Source organism: Brachybacterium halotolerans subsp. kimchii, assembly GCF_020792675.1.
Classification (GTDB): Bacteria; Actinomycetota; Actinomycetes; order Actinomycetales; family Dermabacteraceae; genus Brachybacterium; species Brachybacterium halotolerans.
Window position 1 is genome coordinate 2607397 of sequence record NZ_CP086254.1, and the last position, 22398, is coordinate 2629794.

The following is a 22398-nucleotide window of genomic DNA, read 5'->3' on the forward strand; positions in this document are numbered from 1 at the left end:
GCGTGGGCACCCGTGCGGGCTGCTGAGCCCAGGTGCTGCGGAACAGAGGCGCTGCGGTACCGAGAAGACGAGGGCAGGCCGGATGGGGCGGACGAGGCGAGGCGCCGCGACGGCGGCTCTGGTGCTGCTGATGGCCGCGGCCTGCGCAGGAGAGGACGCGGAGGCCGACGGCAGGTCGATGTCGCCGGTCTCGCGCGGATCGGCCGATGATCCTGCCGCGGCGCGCTCCGATCACCCCTCCTCGGAGGGGGAGCCCACCCCGGCGCTGCCTCCCACCAGAGGGGTCTTCGACTACCAGCTCGGCGGCGCCTACACGCCGTCGAGCCCGATCGACGTGGTCGTGCGCGATGCGACCGCCGAGCCCCTGGAGGGCGCCTACTCCGTCTGCTACGTCAACGGCTTCCAGACCCAGCCCGGCGACGCCGCGATGTGGAGGGGACACGCCGATCTGCTGCTGCACGACGCGCACGGCGACCTGGCCACCGACCCCGACTGGGACGACGAGTACATCCTCGATCCGGCCGGCCCGACGCAGCGCGACGACATCCTGGAGATCCTCGCCCCGGTGATCACGGGCTGCGCCGAGGACGGCTACGACGCCGTCGAGATCGACAACCTCGACACCTTCGACCGGTTCGACCGGATCGACGAGAACGGCGCGATGGCCCTCGCCTCCGCTTACGTGGACCTCGCGCACGAGTCCGGGCTCGCGATCGCCCAGAAGAACGCCGCCGAGATCACGGCGACGGCGCACGAAGAGCTCGGCTTCGACTTCGCCGTCACCGAGGAATGCGGCGCCTACGACGAATGCGCCGCGTACACGGGCGTCTACGGTGCCCACGTCCTGGAGATCGAGTACCCCGACAGCCTCGAGGACGCCGGGATGACCTTCGCCGACCTCTGCACCCTCCCGGACCGCGCACCACTGACGATCCTGAGGGACCGCGACCTCGTCGCCCAGGGCGCCGACGGCTATCGCTACGAATCCTGCTGAACCCGCTCTGCCCCCTGCGCGCGTCAGACCGTGGACTGAGGAGGAGATCGTCGCACGGTGGCAGTGCACAGGGACCCCAGCATGACGCGAACGCGCTGGTGGGAACGAGAGTCTCGGGGGCATGCACACCACCACCTCCCCTCATCCCCGGTCAGCGCCGGTCGCCACCGTGACCGGCCCCTCTCCCTCCGCCGGCTCCGCCCGCCTCGAGGCGCTCGACCTCGCGCGGCTCGTCGCGATCGTCGGCATGATGACCGCCCACCTGCTGGTGCCGTTGGGCGCCGCGCCCGCGGGATCGCCCTGGCAGAACGCTGCGGCCCGGATCGCGAGCGTCCTCACCGAGGGCACCTCCGCGGCGCTGTTCGCCGTGATCGGCGGCTGCAGCCTCGTGCTCGCCTCCCGGAAGCGGCTCGCCGCCGGGGACCGCGCCGGGGCCGTGCGCAGCGGCATGGTCCGCGGGGCGCTCGTCCTCGCGATCGGCCTGCTGCTCGGCTTCGTGCCCACGTGGGTGGTGGTCGTCCTCGTGCCCTTCGGCCTGGGCATGATGATCACCGCGCCCCTGCTGCCGTGCTCGAACCGCGTGCTGGCGGCCATCGCGCTCGTCCTCACCGCCGTCGGCGGCTGGCTGAACGCGAGCGTCCGCTCGGACCTCCGCATCGTCCAGGAGATCGGCAACGTGACCCCGTTGAACGTGCTCGAGCCCGTCACGCTGCTGCGCGGACTCGCGCTCACCGGCATGTATCCGCTGATCACGTGGCTGCCGTACCTGCTGATCGGCGTCATCCTCATGCGGTCCCTGCTGGGCGCGATCGAGGCGGGGAGCGTGCGCCGCTGGTCCCTCACGGTGCTCTGCGCCGGAGTCGGCGCGGCGGTGCTCGCCTATGGCACCTCGGCCGCGGTGAAGGCATGGGCGCTCGCGCAGGGCGAGGACAAGATGCTCCTGGACCTCCACGGCTTCGGCGCACCGCTCCGCGGTGACCTCTGGATGCAGGCCCTGGCGACCCCGCACACCGGCTCGATCGCCGACATCATCGCGACGGCCGGCGTCTCCGTCGCCGTGATCGCCCTGCTCATGCTCGTGATCCCGCCGGCCCGACACCTCGCCGGCGCGCTGCCGCGGGCACTCCGCGCGGCCGGCGCCGCGCCGCTCACGATCTACACGATCCACGTGGTGCTCACCGGCGCCGCGATGATCGCCGCGCTCGTCGTCGCGGGCCCCGACGCCTTCGAGAGCGCGCCGTGGTTCATCGCGGGCGTCTGGATCCTGCTCGCGCATCTCGCCGTCGTCGTGCTGATCGGCCTCGTGCTCTCGGCGCGCGGCTCTCGCGGGCCGCTCGAGGCGCTGGTCAGCAGGGTCGCAGGTCGGGCCGGGGGCCGGGTGCGCGACAGGGACGGGGCCCGGGCCGACGGGTGAGTCGGCCGCACGCGGCGCGGCTCCGTCCGACGTCCCTCACGCCCCCGCAGCCATGCCCGCGAGCGCGAGCGGCAGCAGCGAGCTGACCAGGTTGTTCGTGCCGTGCAGCACCACGCCCGGCCAGATCGAACCCGTGCGTCGGAACAGCAGCGCGGCGAACAGGCCGACCATGAAGGCCGAGGGCAGCACCGTGTTGATGCCGTGGAACAGGGCGAACACGATCGCGCTGCCGAGCACGCCGATCCACGCCCCGTACCGCGAGAGCAGGGCGTTCGCGACCACGCCGCGGAACAGCGACTCCTCGCCGATCGGCGTGATGATCGATCCGCCCACGAGCGTGAGCACCAGGGAGAGCGCCCCGCCCGTCGAGGCCGCCTGGTAGCTGGACTGGGGGGACTGCATGTCGCCGGAGAGCACCACGTAGGCGACCGAGAGCGCGCTGCCGATGATCGCCGCGAGCACGCCGAGCCCCGCCCCGGCGAGCAGCTGCCGGCCGCTCGCGCGTCGGAAGCCGAAGGCCGCGGCCGAGCGGATGCGGAGCGCCCATGCGGCGCCGAAGGCGACCAGCCCCATCACGCCGGAGACGAACAGGCCGATGATCCCGCCCAGTGCGCCGCCGCCCGCGAGCGGAAGCAGCAGGAAGACGAGTCCGAAGCAGATCACGTAGGCGACGAGGCCCACGAGGATCTCCGGCCAGCCCGGGGCCGTTGGGCGTGTGGTCGGTGAGGCGGGCGGGGGAGCGGTCGATGCGGGAGCGGTGCGTCGGTCGGTCATCGTGGTCCTCCTTCGGCGGCCCTGGTGAGCGGACCGGTCGGTGACTGGACGACCAGACAAGACTGTGTGGTCACCACAGGGTCAAGGGGTCTGGTCGACTGCGAGCCGCTCGACGCGCGCGATGACGTCGAGCTGGGCGTCGTTGTAGATCTCGTGCAGCGCATCGCGCAGTGCGTTCCGCGTCTCCGACCTGCTCTTCTGGTACTGCGGGGCAGGATCGCGCAGCCAGGGGTGCGCCTCGACCTGGGCCTGCAGCCGGGGGAGCAGATCCTCCGCGAGCCGCTGCCGCGAGGCCTCGTCGGCGTCGGACGGGAGCTCGTCGAAGCGTCGCGATGTCTCGTCGGACGCCTCGACCATCGAGCGCACGTCGGCCAGGGCCTCGGGCCGATAGAGCTCCGCGTAGATCTGGATCAGCGATCGGTCGGCCTCGCTCATGCCGGCGCTCACCGACTCGAAGCCCGGCGGGGTGTGGGCGGGCGCACCGCCTGCGAGCAGCGCCGCGATCTGCGTGCGCGCCTCCTCGAGCTGGGAGATCCGCGACTGCAGCTCCTCGTCGAGCTCGCGCAGGGTCGTGGACACGGAGCTCTCGCCGTCGTCCCCGACCTCCCCGTCTCCCGAGGTCCCACCGGCGTCCTGCGCCGGGTCATCGATGCTGTCGATCCGCGCGAGCGGAACGCCGAGGTCGACGAGCCGCCGGATCCGCAGCAGGCGCACCAGGTGGGGGACCGTGTACTGCTTGTAGCCGTTGCTGCGGCGCTCGGGCTCCGGCAGCAGGCCCGCCTGGTGGTAGTGGCGCACCGTGTTCACGGTGGTGCCGGCGAGGTCGGCGAGCTGGCGCGTGCTCCAGGGCATGGGGGTCCGATCGATGGGGCGCGAGGGACTCCGAGCCTAGACCCCGCCTTTACACCAGCAGCAGCACTCCGCGCACGAGCGCCATCAGCGCCCCCGCGAGCGCGACCGCGAGCACGATCCGCATGGCGCTCTCGCCGTCGACCCTCCGGGAGACCCGGCCGCCCGCGATCACGCCCAGCAGCAGCGCCGCGATCAGCACGGTCCAGCCGGTGGCGGAGAGCGTGGTCAGCGCCCGCTTGGCCACCAGCGAGACGATGCTGAGGATCATGAACTGCACCTGCGCGGTCGCCGCGAAGCCCCGGTGCTCCCAGCCGGTGGCGCGCGCATAGATCACCACGCCCGGCCCACCCACGCCGGCCGTGACGTTCATGAACCTTGAGGCCAGGCCACCCGCGACGCCGAGCGCAGGGGAGTCAGGGACAGTGCGCCCGCGCATCGCGAGGGTGAGCAGCAGCCCCAGCAGCACGATCGTGCTCACCGCGATCATCAGGGACGCCGCCGGCAGCACGGCCACGGCGATCGCACCGGGGATCACCCCGATCACGCCCATCGGCGCGAGGACCCGCAGCCGCTTCCGGTCGACGTCCCTGCGCACCTGGGTGAGGTTCAGCAGCGCGGACAGCGCTCCGCACACGTTGACCACGAGGATCCCCTGCAGCGGCCCCAGTACGAGGACCAGGAACGGCGAGGCGAGAAGCGCGAAGCCCATGCCCGTCGAGCGCTGCGCGAGCGCCCCGACGAACGTCGCCGCCGCGAGCCCTAGCAGCACTGCGGCGTCCGTTCCGATCACACGCTTCAGGGTATCGGGCGGGCCGGCAAGGGCAGGGCCGCGGCGGAGGGGGCACGGCCGCCCCGTCGGTCCGGCCCGTCCCTGAGCGGCTCGTCCGCCTCCGTGGGTCTCGCTCGTTCCTGTGGGTCTCGCGCGGCCGCGTGCACGCCCCCTTCGGAGACTCGCGCCTGGAAGGATGGGGGCATGGCTGCAGCGCTGCGCTTTCGTGAGGACCGCACGTTCACGATCGTCCAGTTCAACGACACCCAGGACGGGCCGCACACGGACCGGCGCACGACAGCACTCCAGGAGGCGGTGCTCGACGACGTCCGGCCCGACCTCGTCGTCCTCAACGGGGACGTCATCGACGGCCGCCCCACGACTCCCCGCGAGGTCGCGCGGGCGCTCCACAACGTGGCCCGACCCATGGAGGAGCGCTCCATCCCGTGGGTGCTCACGTTCGGCAACCACGACGAGGACTCGGCGGCCGCGACCGGCCTGCGCGAGCGCGACCTGCTGGCCTTGGCCCGAGCCCTGCCGCACAACCTCAACGCGGCCGACGACCCGGCGCTCACCGGCACCGGCAACCAGATGCTGCACGTGCGCTCGGCCGACGGCACCCGCGACGCCTTCGCGATCTGGCTGCTGGACTCGGGCCGCTACGCCCCGGAGAGCATCGTCGGCCGCGACGGCGCCGCGCAGGACTTCGAGGGCTATCCCGGCTGGGACTGGCTGCGGCCCGACCAGATCCGCTGGTACCTCGAGGGCTCCGCCGAGCTCGAGCGCTGGAACGGCGCGCTCGTGCCCGGTGTCGTCTTCCAGCACATCCCGCTGTGGGAGCACCGCTTCGCCTGGTTCGGCAGCGTCGACTCGCGCACCGACGCCGACCACGAGCGTGCGGTGCTCCGCCATCGCATCGAGGGGGAGCGCAACGAGGAGGAGAGCCCCGGGCCCGTGAACTCGGGGATGTTCGCCGCGATGCTCGAGCGGGGCGACGTGAAAGGGCTCTTCGTCGGCCACGACCACACGAACACCTACGTCGCCGACTACTACGGGGTCCTGCTGGGCTACGGCCCCGGCACCGGCTTCGGGGCGTACGGCCTCGAGGGTCAGGACGAGCACCGGCTGCGCGGCGCACGTGTGCTGCACCTGGACGAAGCGGTCGACGGGGTGCTCGCGAGCACCGAGCTGCGCCTCGCCTCCGAGTACGGCATCGATCTCACGCCCGGGGTGCAGCCGGGGGAGCCCGCGCCGCTATCCGCAGAGATCGAGGAGGTGCTGGACCCCATGGAGCGTGCCGGGGCCGACGCGCTGGGCGGGCACGGACTCGCCCCATGAACGGGACCGGGGCGTGTCGCGCACGATCGACGGCGAACCCTGCTGTCGATCTCCGGGCACTCGTTCGACAACAGGGTGAGGATGGCGAGAGACGCCGCTCATGACCGAGGAGGTTCCTGATGGCCCGCTACACAGTCTTCCTGCACCACCCGCTCGACCAGCGCGAGACGGACCCCGAGAGGCTCGCCGCCCTGATGGCGGAGCACGACGCGCACGGGCGGGAGCTCGTGGACGAAGGGGTGATGATCTTCGGATCCCCGCTCGAGGACCCCGACGCCAGCACGTCGATCCGTGCGGACAGCATCGTCGACGGACCGTTCGTGGAGGTCAACGAGATCATCGTGGGGTTCTACGTCATCGAGGTGCCGGATCTCGACGCCGCGATCGCCGTCGCCCGTCGCAACCCGATCATCCGTCACGGAGGCGGGGTCGAGGTGCGCCCGATGCCGGACGACGCGGGGCCCGGCGTCCACGGCGGCGTCGACGCGTGAGGGACGCCGTCGGATGAGCTCGTCGGGCACACGGGCGGCGGCCTCGGCGCTCGCGAGCGTCGAGGCCGCCCACCGCGAGCACTGGGCATCGGTGCTCACCACGACCCTGTCCCTCACCCGCGATCTCGACCTCGCCGAGGACTGCACGCAGGAGGCCTTCGCCCAGGCGATCGCCGCCTGGCCGAGCGACGGCGTCCCCCGCAATCCCGGCGGCTGGCTCGCGACGGCCGCCCGCCGCCGGGCGCTGGACGCGATGCGGCGCAGCGAGACCCTGCGGCGCAAGCTCCCCGTGCTGGTGTGGGACGAGCCCGCGACGACCGGGACGCCCGCGACGACCGAGACGACGGGCACGCCCGCGGCGAGCACGGTCGCGTCGGCGAGCTCAGGGGCGACCCCGTCGGAAGGGACCTCGTTAGAAGGGACCCCGTCGGAGGCGGCCCCCTCCGCCGAGATCGAGGACGAGCAGCACGCGATCGTGCTCGACGAGCAGCTGCGCCTCATCTTCCTCGCTGCGCATCCGGCGCTCGCCCCGGAGTCCCGTATCGCGCTCACGCTGCGACTGGTCGGGGGCATGACCACGGCCGACATCGCCGCCGTGTTCCTCGTGGGCGAGAGCACCATGGCCGCGCGCCTCACACGTGCCAAGAAGCGCATCCGCCTGAGCCGGATACCCTGCCGCGTCCCCGGGGCCGACGAGCTCGACGGACGGGTCGGCGACGTGCTCGACGTGCTCTCCGTGCTGTTGACGACGATGGACGCCGATGCCCGCCCCGGTCGCGGCGTGCGCTCGAAACGCGGAGGGGACGGAGGCGCGCAGAGCGTGGTCGATGCCGCCGTGCGCATGCTCGAGACGCTCGTGCGGCTGCTCCCCGGCCAGACCGAGCCGCTCGGTCTGCTCGCGCAGGCGCTCGCCCTCCGAGCCCGTGCGAGCACGCGCACGGACGCGGTGGGCCGGCCCGTCGCCCTCGCCGAGCAGGACAGGCACCGCTGGGACCGCCCCCTTCTGCAGCGGGCGGACGCCCTGGTCATCGACGGACTATCCCGGGGTGGGCGCGGCCCCTATCTGATCCAGGGCGCGATCGCCTGCGCCGTCGCGCTGCCGGAGCGCCACGAGCACGTCGACTGGGACGAGGTCGTCGAGCTCTACGATGCGCTGCTCGTCCATTGGCCCACGGCGATCGTGCGGCTGGGCCGGGCGGTGGCGCTCACCGAGACGGCGGGACCAGGGACGGCCCTCGCACAGCTCGAGGGCCTGGCGGCGGACCTCGAGGGGCACCGGCCCTTCCACGTGATCCGCGGAGACCTGCTCGAGCGCATGGGCGACAGCCGCTCGGCCGCGGCGGAGTTCCGCGCGGCGCTCGCACTGCCGGGCCGTGCGGGCGAGGACGAGCTCCTGGAGGAGCGGGCACTGCGCTCGCCGGGTCCCGATCCCCTGGGGTGACCGGTCGGCAGCGGCGCCTGCCCGTGCGGCCCCGGCCCGGCCCGGGGCGCCGGCCCGCCGCCCGCGACGCCCGCCCCTCCCGCTCCCACGCCCAGCTTGCTAGCCTGAGGGGCACGGAACCGCTGGTCACTCTCGCCGGGAGGTCAGTCATGGACGACCAGATCCCCTTCGACTCCGCAGACCGCGACCTGGAGGTCCTCGTCGGCTTCGACGGGTCCGAGCAGGCCCGATCCGCCCTGCGCTTCGCCGCCGAGGAGGCGCGACGGCGCGGCAGCGGGCTCACCGTCGTCACCGCCTACGCCGCTCCGGGCGCCTTCTACGCGAACCTCGCCTCGATGCCGCACGAGGCCGACGACGCCGGGAAGGCGGCCGCCCGGGAGACCCTCGAGGAGGCGGCCGAGATCGTGAAGGACCACCCCGGCCCGCTCACCTTCCGCTCCGCCAAGGGCGACGCGACCGGGGTGCTCGTGGACGCCTCCGGCGCGGCGCAGCTCGTGGTCGTGGGCTCGCGCGGACGCGGAGGCTTCGCCGGGCGCGTGCTCGGCTCGGTCGCCTCCGGGCTGCCCGCCCACTCCCGCTGCCCCACGGTCGTCGTGCCCCGCCGCGAGACGGCTGACCGGGAATCCGACAGCGACCCTGTCACCGACAGCGCCCCAGCAGCCGGCAGCGCCCCAGCAGCCGGCCGCGGCCCCGTGGTCGCCGGGGTCGACGGATCGGAGCAGAGCGGCCTCGTGCTGCGCGTCGCCGCCCGTCAGGCCGAGAGGCTCGGCACGCCCCTGCGGGTGTTCGTCGCGATGCCGCTGCTGGACGAGTGGACCTACTGGTACCCCACCTACACGGACGACCACGTGTCCGTGGAGGAGCGCCGCGTCGAGCTCGAGGGCATGGTCGAGGACCGCATCGCCCCGCTGCGCGCGGAGCACCCCGACCTCGAGATCGAGGTCGTCGTCGAGATCGGCAACAGCATCGAGCTGCTGGCCGAGCAGAGCCGCGTCGCCCCTCTCACAGTGCTCGGCACGCGCGGGCGGGGCACGGTGAAGAGCGCTCTGCTGGGCTCGGTCTCCCGCGGCGTGCTGCACGGCGCCGGCGGACCGGTCATGGTGGTCCCGACCCGCGCGGCCCAGGGGTGAGCGCTCTCGCGAGCCTCGGCGCCTGGACGCGCGAGTCCGGCACCGTCACCTACGACGTCGCCCCACTGCCCGAGGACGCCCCCGCGGCGTTCACGATCCACGCCGAGTCGCATCCGTCCGGCGCGCCCTCCGAGTATCCCGCCCACACCCATCCGCTGCACGAGCTGGTGTGGGTGCGCGGCGGGACGATGACCGCACGCGTCGACGACCTGCTGGTGACCGTGCCCGAGGGCCAGGGCCTGTGGATCCCCGCCGGGGTCGAGCATGCGGGCCGGCTCACGGCCGACGTCGAGCTGTGCGACGCGTTCTTCGCGCCCGCCGCCCTGCCGGAGCCGCTCGACGCGGCGACGACCCTGGTGATGACGCCGCTGCTCGAGTCCCTCCTGCTGCATCTGACCCGCCGCGACCTTGTCCCCGCCGCGCGGGCGCGTGCGGAGGCCGTGGTCCTGGACGTCCTCGAGCCGTCGGCACCCGCCCTCGACCTGCGCCTGCCGGGCGATCCGCGCATCGATCCGATCGCGCGAGCCCTGCTCGCCGATCCCGCCGACCCGCGGGACCTGCCCGCCTGGTCCCGCGAGGCGGGGCTGAGCACGCGCACCGTCAGCCGTGCGTTCCGCGCCGCGACCGGGCTGTCCTTCGCGCGGTGGCGGCAGATGCTGCGCATCCATCACGCGCTGCGCCTGCTCGGCGAGGGCCGTGAGGTGCAGGAGGTCTCGCGGATCCTGGGCTACTCCCAGCCCAGCACCTTCATCGACGCCTTCCACCGCGTCACCGGGCGCACGCCCGGCGCGCACCTCGCGACAGGTGTCCGAAAACCCCGATCAGACGTCTCGAGGTCGTGATTGCGGACTCGGTGAGGGTCACCTAATCTGATCGCGGCACCGCTGCCCTCACCTCGGGCGCTTCCGGAGCCCAGGATCCCGCGCTCCCCGAAAGGCCCTCGATGTCCTCCTCCCTCCGTGCCCACCCGCGCCGCCTCGCCGCAGCCGCCTCCGCGCTCGCCGCCGGGGCCCTCACCCTGGCCCTGGGCGCCTGCGGCACGACCGACGTCTCCTCCTCGTCGGCCGACTCCGCGGCGTCCGACGGCGGCGCCGCGGCGGCGATCTCGAAGGACTGTGCGCAGGACACGACGGCCACCTCGGAAGACCCGGTCTCGATCACCGACGGCGTCGGCCGCACGGTCGAGCTCGAGAAGCCCGCGCAGCGCGTCGTCGTCCTCGAATGGCAGCAGGTCGAGGACTCGCTGAGCCTGTGCGTGCAGCCCGTCGGCGTCTCCGAGCCCGACGGCTTCCGCACCTGGGACAGCGCCGAGACCCTCCCCGAGGGCGTCGAGGACGTCGGCACCCGCGGCGAACCCGACCTGGACACGGTGCTCTCGCTCGACCCCGACCTCGTCGTGGTCGAGGCCTTCAGCAAGGACGACGAGATCATCGGCCAGCTCGAGAAGACCGGCGTGCCCGTGCTCGCGAACCTGGGCGCGGACCCCGACGACCCGATCGGCAACATGAAGGGCGTGTTCTCCATGATCGGCGAGGCCACCGGGCGCTCCGAGCGCGCGGATGCCGTGCTCGGAGAGTTCGACGACCACCTCGCGGCGGCCAAGAAGGAGGTCCAGGACGCGGACCTGGAGACGAAGGAGTTCCTGTTCTTCGACGGCTGGGTCGAGGGCGGCAACCTCACCATCCGCCCGTACACCGACGGCGCCCTGTTCACCGAGCTCGGCAAAGAGCTGGGCCTCACGCCCGCCTGGGACGACGACCTCGAGGAGGCCTACGGCACCGGCGAGGGCAGCTACATCGACGAGATGCAGAAGAACGACATCTGGAGCTCCCTGCCCGCCGTGAAGGCGGGGCACGCGCACGCCTTCCCGCCGCGCATCTGGGGCGCCGGCGGGCCCCGCTCGAACGAGCAGGCCATCGACGCCTTCGTCGACGGGATCACCCAGGGCTGAATGCACGGGTGGACCCGCCCCCGGGAGATCAGCTCCCCTCGAGCACCTCGAGCACGTCCTCGCCGTACTCGGCGAGCTTCCTCGCGCCGACGCCGCTGACGCCGCCGAGCTGCTCGACGCTCGTCGGCCGCAGTTCGATGATCCCCACCAGGGTGGAGTCGGAGAAGACCATGTAGGGGGCGATCTGCTTCTCCTTGGCGACCGAGGTGCGCCAGGCACGCAGACGCTCGAAGATCTCCTGCTGCGCCGGCTCGAGGGAGGCGGCCGCGCGCGGCGCCCCGCCCCCGCCGCCGCGCCCCGCACCCCGCGACCGCGGAGCCTTCGCGGGGGAGCGGTCCACGGCCAGCTCCACGGTGACCTCGCCGCGCAGCACCGGGCCCGCGTGCTCGCCGGGGACGAGCACCCCGTATTCGCCGACCGCCTCGACGATGCGGCGGGCGAGCAGCTGGCGCAGCACGGTGCGCCACTCGCGCTCGGAGAGGTCCTCGCCGATGCCCCACACGGAGAGCTCCTGATGGCGTGACTGGGCGGAGCGGTCGTTGTCCTTGCCGCGCAGCACGTCGATGACCTGCCCGGAGCCGAACTGCTGGCCGCGCTCGCGGTCCAGACGGATCAGCGCCGAGAGCAGCTTCTGCGCGGGCACGGTCGCGTCCCAGGTGCTGGGCGGGTTCAGGCACACGTCGCAGTTGCCGCACGGATCCGACTCCTGGCCGAAGTAGTGCAGCAGCTGCACGCGGCGGCAGGTGACCGTCTCGCAGAGGGCGAGCATCGCGTCCAGGTGCGCGCGGGCGTTGCGCTTGAAGGGCTCGGATCCCTCGCCCGTGTCGATGAAGCGGCGCTGGCTGACGAGATCGCCCAGGCCGTAGGCCATCCACGCGGTCGAGGGCTGCCCGTCGCGGCCCGCGCGGCCCGTCTCCTGGTAGTAGCCCTCGATGGACTTGGGCAGGTCCAGGTGGGCGACGAAGCGGACGTCGGGCTTGTCGATCCCCATGCCGAAGGCGATGGTCGCGACGATGACCAGGCCGTCCTCGCGCAGGAAGCGCTCCTGGTGCTCGTGGCGCACGGCCGCGTCGAGGCCCGCGTGGTACGGCAGGGCGGCGACGCCGCGCTCGGCGAGCCAGGCCGCGGTCTGCTCGACGCCCTTGCGCGAGAGGCAGTAGACGATCCCCGCCTCGCCCGGGTGCTCGCTGCGGATCAGCCGCAGCAGCTGCTCGCGCGGGGACGCCTTGGGGTCGATGCGGTACTGGATGTTGGGCCGGTCGAAGCTCGAGACGAAGTGCGCCGCATCCTGCATCCGCAGGTTCTCGGTGATCTCACGGTGGGTCTCACGGGTCGCCGTCGCCGTGAGGGCGATCCGGGGGACGTCAGGGAAGGTCTCGGCGAGCATCGAGAGGCCCAGGTAGTCGGGCCGGAAGTCGTGCCCCCACTGGGCCACGCAGTGGGCCTCGTCGATCGCGAACAGGGCGGGCTCGGCGCGCTGCAGCAGCTGAAGGGTGCGGGGCAGCACCAGGCGCTCGGGCGCCATGTACAGCAGGTCGAGCTCGCCCGCGAGGAGCTGCCGCTCGACGGCCTGCGCCTCGTGCATCTCGAGCGTGGAGTTGAGGTAGGCGGCGCGGATGCCGCTCAGCTCGAGCGCCGCGACCTGGTCAGCCATCAGCGCGATCAGCGGGGAGATCACGATGCCGGTGCCGGTCCTGACCAGCGACGGGATCTGGTAGCACAGCGACTTGCCGCCGCCGGTGGGCATGAGCACGACCGCGTCGCCGCCGCCGATCACCTGATCGATGATCTGCGCCTGCTCGCCCCGGAAGGAGTCATAGCCGAAGACGGTCGAGAGCACCTCGAGGGCGCGCGGGTCGCCGGCGGGGGTCGGGGTCAGGGCCGAGGGGGCCTGCTCGTCCTGTGCGGCCGGGTCGAGCTCGGGACCGGGGGCCGACGGTTCCGACGGGGTCGACGGTGGCGACGGGGCCGACGGTTCCGACCGATCGGCCCGTGCCGACGGGGCCTGCGGGTCGGTCGGAGCGGGCGCGTCGGCGGGGGCGTCATGCATGCGTTCCAGCCTATGCGCGAGCACCGACCCGTCGGGCCGGTGGGCGGCGGGTTGTGGATGGGATGCTGCGGGGGCGGGCGGGACCCGCGGGGCGAGCGTGCCTCTGCGATGCGCCGCTGAGACGAACGGTCACGAGAAGGTCACGGACGCCGCCTCGGCTTTCGCCGGGTGTCGGGATCACCGGAGCATGGGGCCCTCCCCGATGCAGGCGCTCGGGACACGCACCGCCCCTCTCGTGCCCCAGGAGCCGCCATGTCCTCCGTGTCGCAGACCGCTGCGTCCCCGATGATCTCCGCCCCGCCCGGCGGATCCGCCGGATCCGCAACCGCCGCCTCGTACGTATCGCCCTCCGTCCTGGTGGACCGGCTGACCGCGGCCGGCGCCGCCAAGATGCACTATTCGACGCGGGAGACCGTGCTGCGAGCGGTGATGGGAGGCGCGATCCTCACCCTCGGCGCCGCCTTCGCCGTCACCGTGTCCACCCAGACCGGCCAGCCGCTGCTGGGAGCCATGCTCTTCCCCGTCGGCTTCATCCTGCTCTATCTGCTGGGGTACGACCTGCTCACAGGCGTCTTCACGCTGCTGCCGCTGGCGCTCATCGCGCGCCGACCAGGGGCCGCGCCGACCCGGATGCTGCGCACCTGGGGACTCGTGTTCCTCGGCAACTTCGCGGGCGCCTTCGCCGTCGCCCTCCTGATGGCCGTCTACTTCACCTACGGGTTCTCCTCGGTCCCGAGCGACGTGGGACAGGCGATCCGGGAGATCGGGCACAGCCGCACCGTCGGCTACGCCGAGCACGGCGGCGCGGGGATGCTCACGCTGTTCGTGCGCGGGATGCTGTGCAACTGGATGGTCTCCACAGGCGTGGTCGCCGCGTTCATGTCCGACTCGATGCTTGCCAAGATCGTGGGCATGTGGATGCCCGTGATGCTCTTCTTCTACATGGGCTTCGAGCATTCGGTCGTGAACATGTTCCTGTTCCCCTCGGGCCTGCTGCTCGGTGCGGACTTCACGATCGGCGACTACCTGATCTGGAACGAGATCCCGACGGTTCTCGGGAACCTCGTGGGCGGTCTCGTCTTCGTGGGCCTCCCGCTCTACTTCGCCCATCGCACTCGCCGCCCGGTCGGCGGAACCGCCACGGCCGACGAGGCGGAGGAGGGCGCGGCGGCGGAGGCGCTCGCGGCCGACTCCCCGGCCGCCGGCGCCCCCGCGATGAGCGCGCCCGGTGCCGCACGACCCGCCGGTGCCGTCGCGGCGAGCGCCGCCCGATGAGCCCGCGCATCGTCGTCGTCGGCGCGGGGATGGCGGCCCATCGGCTCGTCGACGGTCTCGTCACCCGCGCCGAGGAGCGGCTCTCGATCACCGTCCTCGGGGACGAGCCGCACGGCCCCTACGACCGCGTCGGCCTCACCCGCTTCGTCGACGGCGAGAGCGCCGAGGACCTCGCCCTGCCCACGACGATCTTCGCGGACCCCCGCGTCGACCTCCACACCGGCGACCCGGTGACGGAGATCGATCGCCGGTCGCGCACCGTCGCCACCGCCTCCGGCGAGGTCCACGGCTACGACCGTCTCGTGCTCGCCACCGGCTCGCGCGCCTCCAGACCGGCGATCCCCGGGGCCGACGCGCCGGGCTGCTTCGTCTACCGCACCCTCGAGGACGTCGAGGGGCTGCGCGAGCACGTGAGGGTGTGCGCGGAGGGCACGGGCGAGCGGCCCGTGCGCGGCGTCGTCATCGGCGGCGGACTGCTGGGCCTCGAAGCCGCCGGGGCCCTGCAGGGCATGGGCGCCGAGGTCACCGTGGTCCAGTCCGGCGACCGCCTGATGTCGGCCCAGCTCGACCTGCCCGCGGGCGGGATTCTGGGCCGGCTCATCGCCCAGCGCGACATCCGCGTGCTCACCTCCGCTCGCTCCGCCGAGATCAGCACGGGCGCCGGCGCCGACGCATCGGTCACCGGCGTGCGCCTGGCCGACGGCACCTCCCTCCCCGCCGACGTCGTCGTGTTCGCCGTCGGCGTGCGGCCGCGCGACGAGATCGCTCGAGCGGCCGGTCTGACCTGCCACGACCGCGGCGGCGTCGTCATCGACTCGGGCTGCGCGACCTCCGATCCGGCCGTCCTCGCGATCGGCGAGGCGGCCTCCTTCGAGGGATCGTGCGTGGGGCTCGTCGCCCCTGGATATGCGATGGCCGAGGTCGCGGCTGATCGACTGCTGGGCGGGGACTCCGCCTTCCCCGGCTTCGACGCCTCCACGAAGCTCAAGCTCGCGGGCGTGGACGTCGCGAGCTTCGGCGACGCCTTCGCGGAGACCCCGGGGGCTCTCGACGTGGTGTTCACCGATCCTGTCGCCGGCGTCCACAAGAAGCTCGTCCTCTCCGACGACGCGCAGACCCTGCTGGGAGGGATCCTCGTCGGGGACGCCTCGGCCTACGGGTCGCTGCGCCCGCTGGTGGGCGGACCGCTCGGCGCGGACCCCGCCGCGTATCTGCTGTCCGCGGGCGGCACGGCCGCCCCCACCGCTGAGCTGCCCGACGAGGCCGTGGTCTGCTCGTGCTCCTCGATCACCGCGGGGACCATCCGCCACGCCGTGCGGGAGGAGGGGTGCACCGACGTCGCCGACGTCAAGGCCTGCACGAAGGCCGGCACCACCTGCGGATCCTGTGTGGTGGCGATCAAGGGGCTCGTGGGCGCCGAGCTGCGCGCGATGGGTCGCAGCGTCTCCACAGGCCTGTGCGAGCACTTCGAGATGTCGCGCCGCCAGCTGTTCGACGCCGTGCGCGTCACCGGGCTCACCACGTTCAGCGCGATCATCGAGCGCTTCGGCACCGGACGCGGATGCGACACCTGCAAGCCCGTGATCGCGAGCATCCTCGCTGTGCTCGTGCGCAGCCACGTGCTCGAGGGCGAGAACGCCTCCCTGCAGGACACCAACGACCACCTGATGGCGAACCTGCAGAAGGACGGCACCTACTCGGTGGTGCCGCGCATGCCCGGCGGCGAGGTCACCCCCGAGGGACTCATCGTCGTCGGCGAGGTCGCACGCGACTTCGGGCTGTACACCAAGATCACGGGCGGCCAGCGCATCGACATGTTCGGGGCGCGGATGGAGGAGCTCCCCCTTATCTGGCAGCGCCTGGTCGACGCGGGCTTCGAGTCCGGCCACGCCTACGGCAAGTCGCTGCGCACCGCGAAGTCCTGCGTGGGCTCCGCCTGGTGCCGCTACGGGGTGCTGGACTCGACCGCGATGGCGGTGCGCCTCGAGCTGCGCTACCGAGGGCTGCGCGCGCCGCACAAGCTCAAGCTGGGCGTCTCCGGCTGCGCCCGCGAGTGCGCGGAGGCCCGTGCGAAGGACGCCGGCATCATCGCCACCGCCCAGGGCTGGAACCTGTACGTGGGCGGCAACGGCGGTGCCGCGCCGCGCCACGCGCAGCTGCTCGCCGAGGGCCTGGACGACGATGCGCTCGTGCGGACCATCGACCGCTTCTTCATGTACTACATCCGCACCGCGGACAAGCTGCAGCGCACGGCCCCCTGGCTCGAGGCGCTCGAGGGCGGCATCGACGGGCTGCGCGCCGTCGTCCTCGACGACTCGCTGGGCATCTGCGCGGATCTCGACGCCGCCATGGACGCGCATGTCGAGGACTACGAGGACGAATGGTCGGCGACCCTCGCCGACCCTGCGAAGCTCGCCCGCTTCCGCTCCTTCGTCAACGCCCCCACCACCGCAGACCCCGACCTCGCCTACGTGCCCGAGCGAGGGCAGCGGCGACCGGCCCGCCCTGAGGAGCGGGTCGAGGGGAACGTCCTGATCGCCGGCACGACCCTGGAGGTACGACGATGACCGCGCAGACCCTTCCGATCTCCCGAGCCTCTCGCCCCTCTCGCCCCTCTCGCCCCTCTCGCCACGAGCATTCGGCCCGGCGGCCGACGCAGGCGGACTGGGTGCGAGTGTGCTCACGGGACGACCTCGAGGTCGAGCGGGGCCGGGCGGCGCTCGTCGACGGGGAGCAGGTCGCGCTGTTCCTGCTGGCCGACGGCAGCATCCGCGCGCTGGACAACCACGACCCCTATAGCGGGGCGAACGTCATCTCCCGCGGCATCGTGGGCTCGCGCGCGGGCCGGCCCACCGTCGCCTCCCCGATGTTCAAGCAGGTGTTCGACCTGCGCTCGGGCACCTGCGTGGACCCGCAGGGCGGCGAGCACCTGCGCCTGCGCGTGTGGAGCGTGCGCGAGGAGGCGGGCGCGCTGTTCCTGCAGGCCGGGGGCGCACGATGAGCCTCCTTCTGGGCGTCGACCTCGAGGGCCGGGACGTGCTGCTCGTGGGCGGCGGCGCGGTCGCCGCCCGCCGTGCCCGGATGCTGCGCGAGCAGGGCGCCCGCGTGCGCGTCGTCGCCCCCGCGCTCGATCCCGTCCTCGAGGACCTCGCGGCGATCGGACGGATCCGCTGGATCCCGCGCACCGTGCGCCGGCGCGATCTGCGCGGCGCCTGGCTCGTGCACGCCGCCACGGGTGCGCCGGCCGTGGATCAGCAGGTCGCGCAGTGGTGCTCACGCCGACGCATCCTGTGCGTGACCGCCGCGCGCGCCGGTCACGGCAGCGCCCGCATCGCCGCCCAGGCGACCTCGGGCGAAGTCCGCGTGGGCGTCGTCTCCCAGGCCGGCGCGGACCCCCTGCGCTCGTGCGCCGTGCGCGACGCCATCACGGCGCTGCTCGACCAGGGTGCCCTGCCCGTGCAGAGCCGGCGCGGAGCCGTGGGCGAGGGACCCCGCCGCCTCGGCTCGGTCGCGCTCGTCGGCGGCGGGCCGGGACCTCTCGACCTGCTGACCGTCCGCGCCCGGCGGCTCATCGCCGAGGCCGACGTGCTCGTCGTCGACCGCCTCGGACCCGGGGAGGAGCTGGCCCGCAGCGTGCGCGAGGACGTCGAGGTGATCCGCGTGGGCAAGGCCCCCGGCCACCATCCCGTCCCGCAGGAGCGGATCAGCGCGCTGCTCGTCGAGCACGCGCGGGCCGGCCGGAGCGTGGTGCGCGTGAAGGGCGGCGACCCCTTCGTGCTGGGCCGCGGCGGCGAGGAGTACACCGCGTGCCTGGCCGCCGGGGTGGGCGTCGAGGTGGTCCCCGGGATCACCAGCGCGATCGCCGTCCCGCAGGCCGCCGGCGTGCCCGTCACCCACCGCGGCACCGCGGGATCCCTGCACGTGGTCAGCGGCCACGACGCCGCGGGGACCGCGGGCATCTCCCCGGCGACCCTCGCGGCGCTCGCCGACGCCACCGTCACCACGGTCGTCCTCATGGGGGTCGCCGCCCTCCCGGAGATCGTCGGCCGGGCCCTGGACCACGGCGTTCCGGCGAGCCGGCCCGTCGCGATCATCGAGAACGGGCACACCCCGCGCCAGCGCACCACCCGCACCGCGCTCGGGACCGCGGTCCGCGACGCGCACGCGGCGGGCGTGGCCAGCCCCGCCGTGATCGTCATCGGCGAGGTCGCCCGCGAGGGGCTGCTGCTGCCGGGGCCGACGTCGGAGCCGGTGGCCGAGTCGGCGAGGGGGTCGACGGTGCAGCCGACGCTGGAGCCGACGGCGGGGCCGCCCTGCGCGCCCGCGAAGGGACGCGCATGAGCCCGGGCGCGGCCGACGTCCCCGCGAGCGGGGAGCACGGGAACCCCGCCGAGCACGGGAACCCCGCCGAGCACGAGACCCCCGCCGAGCTCGGGAGCCCTGCCGAGCGCAGGCTCTCCGGTGCGCTCGAGGGGCGCCGCATCGTCCTGGCCGTGGACCGGCGGGCCGACGACCTCGCCGCCGCCCTCGAGCGGCACGGCGCCGAGGTCCAGCATGCCCCGGCGCTGAGCATGATCCCGCACGTCGACGACCCGCAGCTGCTGGCCCGCACCCGCGCACTCATCGCCCGCCCCGCGCAGATGCTCGTCGCGACCACGGGCGTGGGCATGCGCGCCTGGTTCGAGGCGGCGGCCGCCGCCGGGCTCGACGACCTGCTGCGGGACGCGTGCGCCGGCACGCGCGTGCTCGCCCGCGGGCCCAAGGCCCGCGGCGCCGCCCAGCGGGTGGGGCTCGCGGTCGACTGGGTCGCCCCCGAGGGCACCTCCGCCGAGATCATCGAGCACCTGCGCGGAGCGGACCTGCGGGGGCGGCGCGTTGCCGTGCAGCATCACGGCTCCGGGGCCGACGCCCTGGATGCGTGCCTGCAGGACCGGGGCGCCCGCGTCATCGCGCTGAACGTGTACCGCTGGGGCCCGCCGCGGGATCCCGCCGCGGTGCGCGGATCGGTGCGCAGCGCGGCTGATGGTGACGTGGACGCGGTGCTGTTCACCGCCGCCCCGGGCACCGAGAACTGGCTCGCGGCCGCCGAGGTCGAGGGGGCGCTGGGCGCGATCCGCGAGCGCGTCCGCACCGGGCGGCTCGTGATGGCGGCCGTCGGCCCGCTCACCGCCGGCCCCCTCGAGGCGCGGGGGATCCCCGCGCTGATGCCGGTGCGCAGCCGGATGGGCGCGCTCGTGCGCGCCGTCGTCCAGGAGCTCTCCGACGGCGCGGGATCGGGATGCGGGACCGAGGCCGTGCCCGTCTCCGACATCGCGCAGCCCCGGGACTTCGCGCCCGAGGACCCCCGGGCCTCCGTGCCCGCGCAGCCCCGGGACCGCGCGCCCGACCGCCCCGACCAGGAGGTCAGCTCCCGATGATCCGTCTCATCGCCTGCTCCCACGGCACCCGCTTCGCGGACGGCCGGCGCGTGATCGCCCGGATCCGTCGGGCCCTCGCCTCCGCCGTCCCGGAGGCCGAGGTCCTCGAGGCCTTCGTCGACGTCGAGGAGCCCGCCGTGGCGGAGGTCGTCGCCCGCGCGTCGGCCGGGGAATTCGCCGACCGCCCGGCTGTCGTCGTCCCGCTGCTGCTCTCGACGGGCTTCCACACCTCGGTGGACATCGCCCGGGCGGTCGAGCCCTGGCAGCACGCGATCGCCGCCGGACCGCTCGGGCCGCATCCGAGGCTGGTGCGCGCACTGCTCGACCGCCTGGCCGAGGCGCTCGAGGCCGACGCCGCCGATCAGGGCGGCGGCACGGGCGCCGCCCGTGATGCGGGCGTGGTGGGGCTGCGCGAGGGCGACCACGTGGTGCTCGCGGCCGCCGGCTCCTCGGACCCCGCTGCGGCGCGCGCGGTCGAGGCCATGCGCGACCACCTCGCCGCGCACCTCCCGTGCCCCGTCATCATCGGCTACGGCGCGGGCGCCTCCCCGTCGATCCCGCAGGCCGTGAGCGCCGCCCGCGACGACGGCGCCTCCCGCGTGATCGCCGCGAGCTACGTGCTCGCCCCCGGCCACTTCGCCCGCCTCGTCACCGCCTCCGGGGCGGACCTCGTCTCCGCCCCTCTGGGCGATCATCCGGCGGTGATCGAGGTCGCCGCCCAGCGGTTCCGGGAGGCCCTGCAGGACCGGGACCGCCCAGGGCCCGACGGCTCGCGGCGCTGTCACGGGGAGCTGTCCGGGATCTCCTCCGGGCGGTAGCGGGGCAGCCGCGAGGCCGGCAGGGCTGCCGCCGCGCTGATGCCGGCCAGGACCAGGAAGCCCAGCTTGAGGGTGCGCAGGCGCTCGGCCTCGTTGACCTCGATCGCGGCGGCCACCTGCTGGGGGTCCGCCGTCGTGCCCTCGAGCAGCTGGGCGAGCTCGTCGTTGCTCACGAAGTTCGCATTGTCCAGATCGACCTGCGAGACGAGCTCGGGTGGGAGCTCCGTGTGATCGACGACGGCGCGTCCCACGTTCACGCCGAGCAGCGTCACCAGCAGCGCACCCATGACGGCCGTCCCCACGGCCGACGCCAGGTTCTGCGTGGTCCCGCGCAGCGATCCGACGTCCCCGGCGAGCCGCTTCGGGGCGCTCGTGACCAGCACGTTGAACACCAGCGTGACCAGTGATCCCTGGCCGATGCCGAAGACGACGAGTCCCAGGATCGTCGGCAGCGTCTCCCAGTTGTTCGTGACCACCGCAGCGAGCCACACCAGCGCGAGGGTGGTCAGGGCGAAGGAGAACAGCGCGATGGTGCGGGGGCTGAAGCGCGAGTAGAAGCGGACGATGAGGGTCGCGGTGACGAACACGGTGAGGTTGAACGGCATCATCGCCAGCGACGTGGCGAAGGGCGCGCGGCCCTGCACCACCTGGATGTAGGTGGGGACGGTGAAGTTCACGGCCGCCTCCATCGCCACGATGATGAACATCGCGTACACGGCGGAGCGCTCGGCGCGCGAGCCGAGCACCCGCAGATCCACGAGCGGCACCCGGTCGGCGGCCATGCGGCGGCGGGTCCACAGCAGGAACGCCTGACCGCAGATGAGTCCGAGCACCACCAGGACCGGCGAGGGCGACATGCCGAGCACCGAGAACGGAGCGGTCTCCTCGGCGCGCAGGATCCCCCACCCGTTGAGGTTGTTGAACCCCAGGGTGAGCATCACGATCGCGGCGCCGATCAGGACCGAGGCGACGAGGTCGATCGTCACCGACGGGTCTCCGCTGTCCGAGCGCAGGGTGAAGCTGAGCGCGAAGACGGCGATGGCCAGGCCGAGGGTGATGAGGAAGATCGGCCGCCAGCCGACGAGCGTCCCCAGGGTGCCGCCGATGAGGAAGGCGCTCATGCCCGAGAAGGCGCGGGCCGATCCCAGGGAGCCGACGGCCGTCGCCTGCTGGGCACCGCGATAGTTCTCGGCGATCAGGGCGACGAGCGCCGGCACGATGATCGCGGCGGCCGCGCCGGCCAGCAGCTGCCCGGCGATCGCCCAGGTGATCGTGCGCGAGAAGATCATCAGCAGCGACGAGGCGGCGAAGACCACCAGGACGCTGCGGAAGATCAGCGTCCAGCCGATCCGCTGGCCGAGCTTGGCACCGGTCATCACGAGCGCGGCGACCGCGAGCCCGTAGACCACGATCGTCGAGCTCGCGGTGGTGGGCGGGACGTGGAAGTCCTCGACCATGCCGCCGAGCGAGATCGGCAGGGCCGCGACGTTGAAGGACATGAGCACCTGGGCGAGGAAGAGCCCGATCATGGGCACCCACGAGCGTCGCTGCTCGGGGTCCTTCGTCGGAGACGGGGACGGGGAGGAGGCAGAGGACATGAGGACCCTCCTGGTGGTCGTGGTCCTGTGGGGGTGGGGATCAGGGATGGGTGAAGGGGGATGGGGGACGCGCGGAGCAAGGGCGG

General features: G+C 73.4%; 19 protein-coding genes. 14 read left to right on the forward strand and 5 right to left on the reverse strand.

From position 1 onward, the window contains the following. The first annotated feature begins 82 nt into the window (after positions 1 to 82). Both Bra3105_RS11760 and Bra3105_RS11765 read left to right on the forward strand, forming a co-directional pair. Complete coding sequence (locus Bra3105_RS11760) at positions 83 to 994, forward strand: endo alpha-1,4 polygalactosaminidase (RefSeq protein WP_228356884.1); 912 nt, start codon at positions 83 to 85, stop codon at positions 992 to 994. A 121-nt stretch (positions 995 to 1115) separates the two neighbouring features. After that, the gene (locus tag Bra3105_RS11765) at positions 1116 to 2408 is read left to right on the forward strand and encodes a heparan-alpha-glucosaminide N-acetyltransferase domain-containing protein (protein ID WP_228356885.1); all 1293 of its coding nucleotides are present in this window, start codon (positions 1116 to 1118) and stop codon (positions 2406 to 2408) included. 36 nt (positions 2409 to 2444) lie between these two features. Here the strand turns inward: Bra3105_RS11765 and Bra3105_RS11770 are convergent, their stop codons facing one another. The 3 genes from Bra3105_RS11770 to Bra3105_RS11780 all read right to left on the reverse strand — a co-directional run bounded on the left by Bra3105_RS11770 (position 2445) and on the right by Bra3105_RS11780 (position 4824). Continuing rightward, complete coding sequence (locus Bra3105_RS11770) at positions 2445 to 3182, reverse strand: CPBP family intramembrane glutamic endopeptidase (protein WP_228356887.1); 738 nt, start codon at positions 3180 to 3182, stop codon at positions 2445 to 2447. 81 nt (positions 3183 to 3263) lie between these two features. Then, positions 3264 to 4034, reverse strand: a complete 771-nt coding sequence (locus Bra3105_RS11775) for a MerR family transcriptional regulator (protein WP_228356888.1) — start codon at positions 4032 to 4034, stop codon at positions 3264 to 3266. Positions 4035 to 4083: 49 nt separating this feature from the next. Next, on the reverse strand, positions 4084 to 4824 hold the full coding sequence (locus tag Bra3105_RS11780) for a sulfite exporter TauE/SafE family protein (protein WP_228356889.1): 741 nt from the start codon (positions 4822 to 4824) through the stop codon (positions 4084 to 4086). Between the two features lie 183 nt (positions 4825 to 5007). Here Bra3105_RS11780 and Bra3105_RS11785 point away from each other — a divergent pair, with 183 nt between their 5' ends. From Bra3105_RS11785 to Bra3105_RS11810, 6 genes are all read left to right on the forward strand, one after another. Beyond that, entirely contained in the window at positions 5008 to 6141 is a 1134-nt protein-coding gene (locus Bra3105_RS11785) for a metallophosphoesterase family protein (protein WP_228356890.1), read from the forward strand. Positions 6142 to 6260: 119 nt separating this feature from the next. Next, positions 6261 to 6632: a YciI family protein gene (locus tag Bra3105_RS11790; protein ID WP_228356891.1), complete on the forward strand. Its 372-nt coding sequence runs from the start codon at positions 6261 to 6263 to the stop codon at positions 6630 to 6632. A 13-nt stretch (positions 6633 to 6645) separates the two neighbouring features. Further along, a complete protein-coding gene (locus Bra3105_RS11795; RefSeq protein ID WP_228356893.1) occupies positions 6646 to 8073 on the forward strand; it encodes an RNA polymerase sigma factor in 1428 nt (475 codons plus the stop codon). Between the two features lie 149 nt (positions 8074 to 8222). After that, the gene (locus Bra3105_RS11800; RefSeq protein ID WP_228356894.1) at positions 8223 to 9203 is read left to right on the forward strand and encodes a universal stress protein; all 981 of its coding nucleotides are present in this window, start codon (positions 8223 to 8225) and stop codon (positions 9201 to 9203) included. Beyond that, the gene (locus tag Bra3105_RS11805) at positions 9200 to 10045 is read left to right on the forward strand and encodes an AraC family transcriptional regulator (RefSeq protein WP_228356895.1); all 846 of its coding nucleotides are present in this window, start codon (positions 9200 to 9202) and stop codon (positions 10043 to 10045) included. Before Bra3105_RS11800 ends, Bra3105_RS11805 begins: the two co-directional genes overlap by 4 nt. Positions 10046 to 10146: 101 nt before the next feature. Then, on the forward strand, positions 10147 to 11154 hold the full coding sequence (locus tag Bra3105_RS11810; RefSeq protein ID WP_228356897.1) for an ABC transporter substrate-binding protein: 1008 nt from the start codon (positions 10147 to 10149) through the stop codon (positions 11152 to 11154). A gap of 28 nt (positions 11155 to 11182) precedes the next feature. On the opposite strand, the gene recQ is transcribed toward Bra3105_RS11810, so the two are convergent. Then, positions 11183 to 13204 (reverse strand): DNA helicase RecQ, encoded by a 2022-nt coding sequence (gene recQ / locus Bra3105_RS11815; RefSeq protein ID WP_228356898.1) that lies wholly within the window; start codon positions 13202 to 13204, stop codon positions 11183 to 11185. Between the two features lie 285 nt (positions 13205 to 13489). Here recQ and Bra3105_RS11820 point away from each other — a divergent pair, with 285 nt between their 5' ends. The 6 genes from Bra3105_RS11820 to Bra3105_RS11845 all read left to right on the forward strand — a co-directional run bounded on the left by Bra3105_RS11820 (position 13490) and on the right by Bra3105_RS11845 (position 20714). Then, the gene (locus tag Bra3105_RS11820) at positions 13490 to 14479 is read left to right on the forward strand and encodes a formate/nitrite transporter family protein (RefSeq protein WP_228359655.1); all 990 of its coding nucleotides are present in this window, start codon (positions 13490 to 13492) and stop codon (positions 14477 to 14479) included. Beyond that, entirely contained in the window at positions 14476 to 17046 is a 2571-nt protein-coding gene (nirB, locus tag Bra3105_RS11825) for a nitrite reductase large subunit NirB (protein ID WP_228356899.1), read from the forward strand. Before Bra3105_RS11820 ends, nirB begins: the two co-directional genes overlap by 4 nt. A gap of 107 nt (positions 17047 to 17153) precedes the next feature. Further along, positions 17154 to 17480, forward strand: coding sequence for a nitrite reductase small subunit NirD (gene nirD / locus Bra3105_RS11830; protein WP_323188819.1), 327 nt, complete (start codon positions 17154 to 17156; stop codon positions 17478 to 17480). Further along, positions 17477 to 18820: a uroporphyrinogen-III C-methyltransferase gene (gene cobA, locus Bra3105_RS11835; protein WP_228356902.1), complete on the forward strand. Its 1344-nt coding sequence runs from the start codon at positions 17477 to 17479 to the stop codon at positions 18818 to 18820. Before nirD ends, cobA begins: the two co-directional genes overlap by 4 nt. Beyond that, positions 18817 to 19896: a uroporphyrinogen-III synthase gene (locus Bra3105_RS11840; protein WP_228356903.1), complete on the forward strand. Its 1080-nt coding sequence runs from the start codon at positions 18817 to 18819 to the stop codon at positions 19894 to 19896. Before cobA ends, Bra3105_RS11840 begins: the two co-directional genes overlap by 4 nt. Then, entirely contained in the window at positions 19893 to 20714 is an 822-nt protein-coding gene (locus Bra3105_RS11845; protein WP_228356906.1) for a sirohydrochlorin chelatase, read from the forward strand. The genes Bra3105_RS11840 and Bra3105_RS11845 overlap by 4 nt, the downstream gene beginning before the upstream one ends. Here Bra3105_RS11845 and Bra3105_RS11850 read toward each other — a convergent pair. Next, positions 20678 to 22312: an MFS transporter gene (locus tag Bra3105_RS11850; protein ID WP_228356907.1), complete on the reverse strand. Its 1635-nt coding sequence runs from the start codon at positions 22310 to 22312 to the stop codon at positions 20678 to 20680. The genes Bra3105_RS11845 and Bra3105_RS11850 overlap by 37 nt on opposite strands. Between the last annotated feature and the right edge of the window lie 86 nt (positions 22313 to 22398).

What these genes read in the sequence shown, in the direction of transcription:
- Bra3105_RS11760 (WP_228356884.1), top strand. Translation starts at nt 83, where the DNA reads ATGGGGCGGACGAGGCGAGGCGCCGCGACGGCGGCTCTGGTGCTGCTG.
- Bra3105_RS11765 (WP_228356885.1), top strand. Translation starts at nt 1,116, where the DNA reads ATGCACACCACCACCTCCCCTCATCCCCGGTCAGCGCCGGTCGCCACC.
- Bra3105_RS11770 (WP_228356887.1), bottom strand. Translation starts at nt 3,182, where the DNA reads ATGACCGACCGACGCACCGCTCCCGCATCGACCGCTCCCCCGCCCGCC.
- Bra3105_RS11775 (WP_228356888.1), bottom strand. Translation starts at nt 4,034, where the DNA reads ATGCCCTGGAGCACGCGCCAGCTCGCCGACCTCGCCGGCACCACCGTG.
- Bra3105_RS11785 (WP_228356890.1), top strand. Translation starts at nt 5,008, where the DNA reads ATGGCTGCAGCGCTGCGCTTTCGTGAGGACCGCACGTTCACGATCGTC.
- Bra3105_RS11790 (WP_228356891.1), top strand. Translation starts at nt 6,261, where the DNA reads ATGGCCCGCTACACAGTCTTCCTGCACCACCCGCTCGACCAGCGCGAG.
- Bra3105_RS11795 (WP_228356893.1), top strand. Translation starts at nt 6,646, where the DNA reads ATGAGCTCGTCGGGCACACGGGCGGCGGCCTCGGCGCTCGCGAGCGTC.
- Bra3105_RS11800 (WP_228356894.1), top strand. Translation starts at nt 8,223, where the DNA reads ATGGACGACCAGATCCCCTTCGACTCCGCAGACCGCGACCTGGAGGTC.
- Bra3105_RS11810 (WP_228356897.1), top strand. Translation starts at nt 10,147, where the DNA reads ATGTCCTCCTCCCTCCGTGCCCACCCGCGCCGCCTCGCCGCAGCCGCC.
- recQ (WP_228356898.1), bottom strand. Translation starts at nt 13,204, where the DNA reads ATGCATGACGCCCCCGCCGACGCGCCCGCTCCGACCGACCCGCAGGCC.
- Bra3105_RS11820 (WP_228359655.1), top strand. Translation starts at nt 13,490, where the DNA reads ATGATCTCCGCCCCGCCCGGCGGATCCGCCGGATCCGCAACCGCCGCC.
- nirB (WP_228356899.1), top strand. Translation starts at nt 14,476, where the DNA reads ATGAGCCCGCGCATCGTCGTCGTCGGCGCGGGGATGGCGGCCCATCGG.
- cobA (WP_228356902.1), top strand. Translation starts at nt 17,477, where the DNA reads ATGAGCCTCCTTCTGGGCGTCGACCTCGAGGGCCGGGACGTGCTGCTC.
- Bra3105_RS11840 (WP_228356903.1), top strand. Translation starts at nt 18,817, where the DNA reads ATGAGCCCGGGCGCGGCCGACGTCCCCGCGAGCGGGGAGCACGGGAAC.
- Bra3105_RS11845 (WP_228356906.1), top strand. Translation starts at nt 19,893, where the DNA reads ATGATCCGTCTCATCGCCTGCTCCCACGGCACCCGCTTCGCGGACGGC.
- Bra3105_RS11850 (WP_228356907.1), bottom strand. Translation starts at nt 22,312, where the DNA reads ATGTCCTCTGCCTCCTCCCCGTCCCCGTCTCCGACGAAGGACCCCGAG.